Below are 6000 nucleotides of genomic sequence, written 5' to 3' on the forward strand. Positions count from 1 at the left end.
GGCGTTGCGCTGGGCATGCTTCTGTCGGGCATCCTGCGGGAACAGCGGGAGGCGCTCGCAGCGCGCGAGGCGGCGGACGGCCGCGACCTTCCCGTCAGCGCGTATCAGGACGCACGGCCGGCCGGGCTGGGAACCGCGGTGTCGCCGTTGCCGGCCACGACAGGCGCCACGGTCCCCTTGACCTGAACCACACGTTTCGCCGACCAATCGGCAACGATCACGCCCAGCAATACCAGCGCTGCGGCCACGAACAGCGTCGCGATGATCCCTGCCTGCAAGCCCCTGGACATGGCGTCCGGTCTTTCCGCGTTGTCGGATGTTGCCTGATCAACACAGGCCGACGGCGATCCGTTCCCAGATCGGCTCATTTTTTGTCGGGCCCGCCGAGGCTTCGGCATAGGCGTCCCGCGCTCGGTCGGCCGCCTGCCGGTCCACCAGGACGACGTATGATGCATCCAAGATGCAGCAACCATCGGCGAGGCCGTTGGCCGGCATGGACGCAGATCGCCTCCGGGTATGGGCGAGCGACAGAGCAGGCGCTACGATCGGATGGTGCAGGTTCTCACGCCCCGCCTTGTGCGGATCCTGGTCCGGACAGCCGGCATCGTCGCCGGCTCGGCCGCCCTTGCGGCCGGGGCCATGTATCTGTTCGTCACCTCGGGCGCCTTCCACGACTACGTCGAGCACCACGCCGCTTCAGTCATTGGCCACAAGACCCGGATCGCCGATGTCGCGGTCGACTGGGGCTGGACGGCCCGCCTCCGCCTGGGTGGGATGGAGGTCGCCAATGCCGGTTGGGGCAAGCAGCCCTACATGCTCAAGGCCGAGCAGGTCGACGTCGCGATACGGCTATGGCCCCTGCTCAGGGGCGAGCTCGTCCTGCCCAGCCTGGTGCTGCGCAAGCCCGAGATCGCGGTCGAGATCGGTGACAAGGACCAGCTCAACTGGAGTCGAGACGAGACGCCCGTGACGATGGCCATCGCCGAGGCGATGGCGCCCGGCAGCCGTGTCGAGACACCCCGGATCGGCCGGATCGAGGTCACCGACGGCCGCATCGCCTATCGCGACACAAGCCGCAAGGTCGAGCTCGACGGCACCCTCGCCACGACACAGGCCGCCACCGCGGGCGACGAGCCGACCGCCCATCTGCGGCTCACGGGCAGGCTCGACGGGGCGCCGCTTAGCGTGCGGTTCACCGGCGGCTCCAGCCCGCTGCGGCGCCAGTCATCTCGCCCGTACGCGCTTGATCTCGATATCGCGTTCGGCGCGACAAGGCTCACGCTCAAGGGCAGCCTGCAGGATCCGGTCAAGTGGACCGGCGCCAATGTCGACCTGGCCGTCGCCGGGCCCGACCTGGCCGACCTTTATCCTCTGCTCGGCATCCCGGCGCTGCCGTCACCGCCCTATCGCATCAGCGGCAAGCTCGACCGCGAGGCCGGCCTGTGGAAGCTCCACACCAGCAAATGGAATGTCGGCGACAGCGAGGTGAGCGGCGAGGTGCTGGTCGATGACCGCCGCAAGCCGCGGTTTCTCACCGCCAGGCTGGTATCGCAGAAGCTCGTCCTGGCCGATCTGGCACCGTTGATCGGCCTGCCGCCGGCCAACCGCGGCAGCGCCTCGCCGCGCCAGAGGCAGACGCAGCAGCGGCTCGACGCCGCGGGCAACCTCTTTCCCGACGTGCCGATGAAGCTCGAGCGCCTGCGGGCCATGGATGCCGACGTCACGTTTGACGCCAGGCGGGTCATCGCCCCCGACTACCTGCCGGTGCAGGCGCTCGCCTTCCGCACGCTGCTCAACAATGGCGTCGCGACGGTGAAGCCGCTCACGCTCACGCTCGAAGACGGCAGCGCCATCGCGGGAGACGTGGTCATCGACGCTCAAGCCGACACGCCCAGGATCAAGACGGCGCTCGCCGGATCGAACATCGAGCTGGGCATGTTCTTCCGCAACTCGAAGTACGCCGACACGACCCGTGGCCGGGTGCAGGGGCGCATCAGCCTGGCCGGGGCCGGCAAATCCGTGGCCGAGGTGATGGGCGCCGCCGACGGTCAGGCCGTGGCGGCGATGGCCAGCGGCTCGGTCAGCAGCCTGATGGTGAGCTTGGCCGGCCTGCAGCTCTTCGATGCCCTGGTCCTCTCCGTCGCCGGCGACAACCGCATCCCCGTCCTCTGCGCGCTCGGGCGCCTGAATGTCGCCCGTGGCGTTGCGACGTTCGATCGGACATTGCTCGACACGCCGAAATCGGTCCTGCGCGTCAGCGGCGCCATCGCGCTTCAGCGCCAGGCCATGAAGGTCGAGATCAACGCTGATCCGAAATCCTTCGATCTTTTGAATGTGCGCGGTCCCGTCCTCGTCGAGGGCAAGATCCGCCAGCCCGCGATGCGGGTCGGCCGCACTGTCCCGATCCCGACGCCGGTGTTCGGAGACGCCAAGAGCGTCGCGTGCGAGGCCATGACGCGGCAGCTGCTCTCGAGCCCGTGAAAGACAGCGTCGCCTTTCGGCGTACGTTCTCGATGCCGGAATCGACCCGCGCGACTACATCCGCCAGTGACAGGTGTCGCCGGCAACCGCATGATCGATCGCATGCAGCTACCGTTCGCCCTCGGCTGGCTGGTTGATGCAGCTGGCGACGTACGCGGCGCGGACGACTTCCTGGCGTCGCTCGGCGCGCAGCTGATCGCCGATGGCCTGCCGCTCGCCGCCGGCGCGCTGACGCTCGCAGCGCCGCATCCGATCATCGCCCGCCGCACCTGGCTGTGGCGCGCGCAGACCGGCGCGGTGATCGAGGCGCTGGGCTTCGAGCCCCTGGCGCCGACGGGATTCGGAAAGAGCCTGCCTCAGGACAATGTCGCACGCAGCTGGCTGGCTCAGTTCGGCGACGGCGTGGTGCTCGAGACCATCGCTGCGCCCGACGGTCCGGCATTGAGCTGGACAGCCCAGAGGCGGCTCACGGAAAGCGAGGCCGCGCTGCTGCGGCAGGCGGCGCGGTTCGCCGCCGCACCGCTTGCCGTTCTGGCCTCACGGTCGACCATCGCGGCGCTGCTCGAAGCCTATCTCGGGCGACGCAGCGCCGCGCAGGTGCTCGCCGGCCGGCTTCGCCGCGAGACGGGCGAGACGATCCGCGCGGTCCTGCTGTACGGCGATCTGCGCGGGTTCACGGAACTCTCGGAGTCCATGGCCCCCGAGGCGGTGGTCGAAGCGCTCGATGCGTGGTTCGATCGCATCGGTGGTGCCGTCCACGCCTTCGGCGGCGAGGTGCTGAAATTCATCGGCGACGGGGTTCTGGCGATCTTCCCGATCGGTGACCGCCCCGCTTCAGCCGCCTGCGACGCCGCCCTGCGCGCCGTCGATGCGGCCCGGGCCGGCATGGCCCATCTCGACCGGGCGCGCGCCCGGCAGGGCCTGCCGCCTTTGCCTTTCGGCCTGGCCCTGCACCTGGGTGAAATGCTGTGGGGCAATATCGGCACGGCTGACCGGTTGGATTTCACCGCGATCGGCTCGGCCGTCAACCTGGTCAGCCGGCTCGAAGGCCTGTGCAAGCCTCTGGGCCGCAGCGTGCTGATCTCGGGCACGGCGGCAGCGGAAGCGACGACTCCGCTGCTTTCCCTGGGCGAGCACACCCTGCGCGGCATTGCTGCACCCTGTGCGGTCTTCACCTTGCGGGAGACCTGATCCGGTTCATTTCGCTTCGTGCTGTGCGGCGTCGAGCGCGCACAGGCGCTGGGCGCCGCTGAGCGTGTCTGCCTGGCCCAGAACCTTGTCATCCGCCCAAGCCAGGAAAAACTTGCTGCTGCCGCCCGGCGCAGCCCGATAGACGACACCGCCCGCCGTCATCTCACGCCCGTCGCCGACCTGTCTCCATTCACGCGGCATCTCGTTGCTCCTTCCTTGCACGCGCTTCAGCGCCGACCCAACGATGACGCCGGACGATCTCGAAGCCAAGGCGCATGCCGTGGCGCTGATGGATCGGGCGGTCCCGTCTAGGCCTTCAGTATCTCGATCAGATCTTCCGCCCACGCGCGCTGGTCCTGCGACAGCTCGTCCGCCACGGCGTCGAAGATGTCGTCGATCTCGGCGCGCGTTACCATCCTTTTGGCGACCAGGGCGTCCATGAGCTTGCACACCAGCGCCAGGCCTGCCTGCGCGGCCGCATCATCTCCAAGCTTGGGGATCAGCATCGTTCATCTCCTGAGCGAGGCCACTGCGCAGATCCTTACGCCGCCTGGCAAACCCCGTCATCGTCCAGCTGGCCGATCCGGCGCGTCCCGTCGCTCGTCCCGGGGTCAGCCGGGCACCGCCTGCATCGCTGGGCAGGAGCCCGTGACCTGGGCCTCTTCCTGATCATTCGATTGGATGATGCCCGGCGTCCTGTCGGCACAGTAGTGTCGTCCGCGGCCGTACAAGACGGCGGCGCGGGACGGCGCCGGCCGACGCGATCGCCGAAGATGCGCCCGCGGGCAGCGACATGCCCGTCCAACAATCAGGGAGCCCGACTGCCATGTTCGTCATCATCAAAGGGCCGCTGGATGCCCACTACAAGCTCACGTCGCGGGAAAAGATGGGCAAGTCGTTCGAGACAAACGAAGACGCGAGGGAATTCCTGGTGACGCATCTCAAGCGCAGCTTCGCCAAGCATGACTATGACGCGGACACCGACATCTGGTGGGGCCGCAATACGGGCGACGCGCATGCGACAGGGTTCCACATCGAGAACGTCTAAGCACCGGTCAAATGGAATCGGCCTTCTTGTCGTCCTGAGCGCAGCGAAGGACCTTGCGGTGTTGCGTCAAACACAACGGGCAATGATGATCCCCAGCGCCGTCATTCTTTTGGGCATTCCACCGCAAGGTCCTTCGCTTCGCTCAGGACGACGGCGAATGGTGCTTCCGTTGAAACGGGACGTGCTTCAGAGGTTGACGCCATAAATTTCGTCTTCGGTGTACATGGCTCGTTTCGGGGTCGACCGTTTCGTGCAACGGCGCCGCATCTGCGCGCCTGCCCGAGCACCAACGCCCTGGGAAGCGCCCCTTCCTAGAGTTGCACCCGTTAATGCTTGCAATGACCTATAGCGATCCCGACGAGCATCCGAGGAGGGTTCCCGGCACTCCCTGAAGTGGGAGGCGACGCTCTTCTAAGTCGCCCCTTGCTGCGCCGCCTGGGTTCGCAGGAGCCAGTGGCCTATCGGCGCCAGGTCGAAGCGATCGGCGTTCATCACCTTCGCCCAAGCCGCGACGAAGTCCTTCGCGAACTTCTCCTGCGAATCGGCGCAGGCATAGACCTCCGCGAAGGCCCGAAGCTGGGCGTGTGAACCGAAGATCAGGTCGACCCGGGTTCCCGTCCACGTCAGCTCGTTCGTCTTGCGGTCGCGCCCCTCGTACACGCCTTGCTGGCCGGGTGCCGGCCCCCATTGCGTGCACATGTCGAGCAGGTTGACGAAGAAGTCGTTGGTCAGCCGGCCCGGCGGTCTTCGTGAAGACACCGTGCCTGGAGTCACCGACATTCGCGTTCAGGACACGCAGGCCACCGACCAGCGCCGCCATCTTCGGGCCCGTCAGGCCCAGGAGCTGCGCCCGGTCGACCAGGGCTTCTTCGAGGCTCATGGGCTGGTGCTTGCTGCCGACGTAGTTGCCGAAGCCGTCGGCGCGCGGCTCGAGCGGCGCGAAGGATGGCGCGTCCGTCTGCGCCTGCGTCGCATCCATGCGGCCCGGCGTGACGGGGACCTCCACGTCGGACCCGGCTTCCTTCGCTGCCCTTTCGACCGTGGCGTTGCCGGCGAGGACGATCAGGTCGGCAAGCGACACTTTCTTCCCTCCCTTCTGGCTGCCGTTGAACGCCTGCTGGATCGCTTCGAGCTTCTGCAGCACTGTGCCGAGCTAGCCCAACTTTCCCTACTGGCGAGTAGCGAAGGCAGAAAGTGTAATCGAATCAACGGCGGCTCGTGAAAGGTCTTCACTACATGGCGGGCTCGGGCTGGCGGTCGAGGGCACCGGCGGCAGTGAT

General features: G+C 67.4%; 7 protein-coding genes and 1 pseudogene. 3 read left to right on the forward strand and 5 right to left on the reverse strand.

Annotated elements, in window-relative coordinates:
- Positions 1-104: 104 nt before the first annotated feature.
- A complete protein-coding gene (locus tag FHP25_RS20315) occupies positions 105-290 on the reverse strand; it encodes a hypothetical protein (protein WP_147848785.1) in 186 nt (61 codons plus the stop codon).
- A 37-nt stretch (positions 291-327) separates the two neighbouring features.
- Positions 328-495, reverse strand: a complete 168-nt coding sequence (locus FHP25_RS40875) for a hypothetical protein (protein WP_178133653.1) — start codon at positions 493-495, stop codon at positions 328-330.
- Between the two features lie 54 nt (positions 496-549).
- On the opposite strand from FHP25_RS40875, the gene FHP25_RS20320 reads away from it, so the two are divergent.
- Positions 550-2481: an AsmA family protein gene (locus FHP25_RS20320; RefSeq protein ID WP_178133654.1), complete on the forward strand. Its 1932-nt coding sequence runs from the start codon at positions 550-552 to the stop codon at positions 2479-2481.
- 102 nt (positions 2482-2583) lie between these two features.
- Positions 2584-3672 carry an adenylate/guanylate cyclase domain-containing protein gene (locus FHP25_RS20325; RefSeq protein WP_147848799.1) on the forward strand — a complete coding sequence of 363 codons (1089 nt, stop codon included), beginning with the start codon at positions 2584-2586 and terminating at the stop codon, positions 3670-3672.
- Between the two features lie 6 nt (positions 3673-3678).
- Here the strand turns inward: FHP25_RS20325 and FHP25_RS20330 are convergent, their stop codons facing one another.
- Positions 3679-3873 carry a hypothetical protein gene (locus FHP25_RS20330; RefSeq protein ID WP_147848787.1) on the reverse strand — a complete coding sequence of 65 codons (195 nt, stop codon included), beginning with the start codon at positions 3871-3873 and terminating at the stop codon, positions 3679-3681.
- A 107-nt stretch (positions 3874-3980) separates the two neighbouring features.
- The gene (locus tag FHP25_RS20335) at positions 3981-4178 is read right to left on the reverse strand and encodes a hypothetical protein (RefSeq protein ID WP_147848788.1); all 198 of its coding nucleotides are present in this window, start codon (positions 4176-4178) and stop codon (positions 3981-3983) included.
- A 320-nt stretch (positions 4179-4498) separates the two neighbouring features.
- Between FHP25_RS20335 and FHP25_RS20340 the strand changes: the two genes are divergently transcribed.
- The gene (locus FHP25_RS20340; protein ID WP_147848789.1) at positions 4499-4720 is read left to right on the forward strand and encodes a hypothetical protein; all 222 of its coding nucleotides are present in this window, start codon (positions 4499-4501) and stop codon (positions 4718-4720) included.
- Positions 4721-5131: 411 nt separating this feature from the next.
- On the opposite strand, the pseudogene FHP25_RS20345 reads toward FHP25_RS20340, so the two are convergent.
- A pseudogene (locus FHP25_RS20345) lies at positions 5132-5873 on the reverse strand (peroxidase family protein); the annotation flags it as partial.
- Positions 5874-6000 lie beyond the last annotated feature (127 nt).

This window comes from Vineibacter terrae (assembly GCF_008039615.1).
GTDB classification, from domain to species: domain Bacteria; phylum Pseudomonadota; class Alphaproteobacteria; order Reyranellales; family Reyranellaceae; genus Vineibacter; species Vineibacter terrae.

Excerpts from the sequence above, each read along its gene's own strand:
- FHP25_RS20330 (WP_147848787.1), bottom strand. The coding sequence starts at position 3,873 with ATGCCGCGTGAATGGAGACAGGTCGGCGACGGGCGTGAGATGACGGCG.
- FHP25_RS20340 (WP_147848789.1), top strand. The coding sequence starts at position 4,499 with ATGTTCGTCATCATCAAAGGGCCGCTGGATGCCCACTACAAGCTCACG.
- FHP25_RS40875 (WP_178133653.1), bottom strand. The coding sequence starts at position 495 with ATGCCGGCCAACGGCCTCGCCGATGGTTGCTGCATCTTGGATGCATCA.
- FHP25_RS20320 (WP_178133654.1), top strand. The coding sequence starts at position 550 with ATGGTGCAGGTTCTCACGCCCCGCCTTGTGCGGATCCTGGTCCGGACA.
- FHP25_RS20315 (WP_147848785.1), bottom strand. The coding sequence starts at position 290 with ATGTCCAGGGGCTTGCAGGCAGGGATCATCGCGACGCTGTTCGTGGCC.
- FHP25_RS20335 (WP_147848788.1), bottom strand. The coding sequence starts at position 4,178 with ATGCTGATCCCCAAGCTTGGAGATGATGCGGCCGCGCAGGCAGGCCTG.
- FHP25_RS20325 (WP_147848799.1), top strand. The coding sequence starts at position 2,584 with ATGCAGCTACCGTTCGCCCTCGGCTGGCTGGTTGATGCAGCTGGCGAC.